The sequence below is a fragment of the Lactobacillus sp. UMNPBX12 genome (assembly GCF_002553955.1).
In the GTDB taxonomy this organism is placed as follows: domain Bacteria; phylum Bacillota; class Bacilli; order Lactobacillales; family Lactobacillaceae; genus Lactobacillus; species Lactobacillus crispatus.
This window is the reverse complement of record NZ_PCYY01000062.1, coordinates 1-1,194: the sequence shown is the minus strand read 5'-3', so window position 1 is coordinate 1,194 and position 1,194 is coordinate 1. Positions and strand designations below refer to the sequence as shown.

General features: G+C 40.2%; 1 protein-coding gene. It reads left to right on the top strand.

The window, feature by feature from the left end:
* Positions 1 to 5: 5 nt before the first annotated feature.
* Positions 6 to 1,133 carry an IS256 family transposase gene (locus CP363_RS10470; RefSeq protein ID WP_233187172.1) on the top strand — a complete coding sequence of 376 codons (1,128 nt, stop codon included), beginning with the start codon at positions 6 to 8 and terminating at the stop codon, positions 1,131 to 1,133.
* The last annotated feature ends 61 nt before the right edge of the window (positions 1,134 to 1,194 follow it).

Below are 1,194 nucleotides of genomic sequence, written 5' to 3'. Positions count from 1 at the left end.
ATAAAATTAATGATTTATTTAGACAAAAGCTCCAACAGGCTGTCAATGACCTGCTTGAATCCGAATTGACTGCCTTTTTAGGCTACAATCCTTATGAGCGCGATGGCTGGAATACCGGAAATTCTAGAAATGGTGCTTATTACCGCAAGGTTGATACGCAATTCGGACAAATAGAAATCAAAGTTCCTAGAGACAGAAACGGTGAGTTTCATCAACACACTATGCCAGATTATAAAAGGCATACTGATGTTTTAGAGCAAACTGTTATCAAGCTCTATTCCAAGGGCGTCACAACCCGAGAAATCGCTGATTTGATTGAGAAAATGTATGGCGGCTATTATTCTCCAGCTATGGTTTCCAATATTTCTAAAGAAATGATTCCCAAAGTTGAGGCATATCATCAGCGACATCTGTCAGATAAGTTCTTCTGCGTTTATCTCGATGCCACCTATATTCCTCTTAAGCGAGTCACTTATGAGCGCGAAGCAGTTTATATCGCCATCGGTATCAAACCTAATGGTCATAAAGAAGTGATCGACTACTGTATTGCGCCTACTGAAAATATTGAGATTTGGAGCGAAATGCTCAAAGGCTTCAAGAGTCGCGGCCTTGAACAGGTAGAGCTCTTCTTGTCTGACGGAGTAGTTGGCATGAAAGAGGCTATCTGCCAGTCCTATCCTAAAGCGCATTTTCAACGCTGCTTGGTACACGTCATGCGTAATATCAGTGCCAAAATGCGGGTTGACGATCGACAAAAAGCACTGGATGAATTCAAGCAGATTCATACTCAGTCAAACAAAGAAATGGCTGTACAGGTGCTGCATGAATTCTATCAAAACTGGGAAAAAGCCTACAAAAACGTAGTTAGAGATCTTAGACAGGTTGAGCCAGATCTGTTAACCTTTTACAACTATCCGCCAGCTATTAGAGCTTCAATTTACTCAACTAACATGATTGAATCCTTTAACAACAGGCTTAAGCGGAAAACCAAGCCTAAAACAGAATTTCCAACTGAGCAGTCGCTTGACACCTTTATTGGAGTTCAGGCAATGGATTACAATGACCGTTACTTTAACAGGATTCATAAAGGATTTGGGCAAGTTCGAGACACCCTAGAATCCTATTTTGATTAAAAGATAAATAAAAAAGTCAATCAACGAGAGAGATTATTTACACAAACTTCTTGACAGTCTC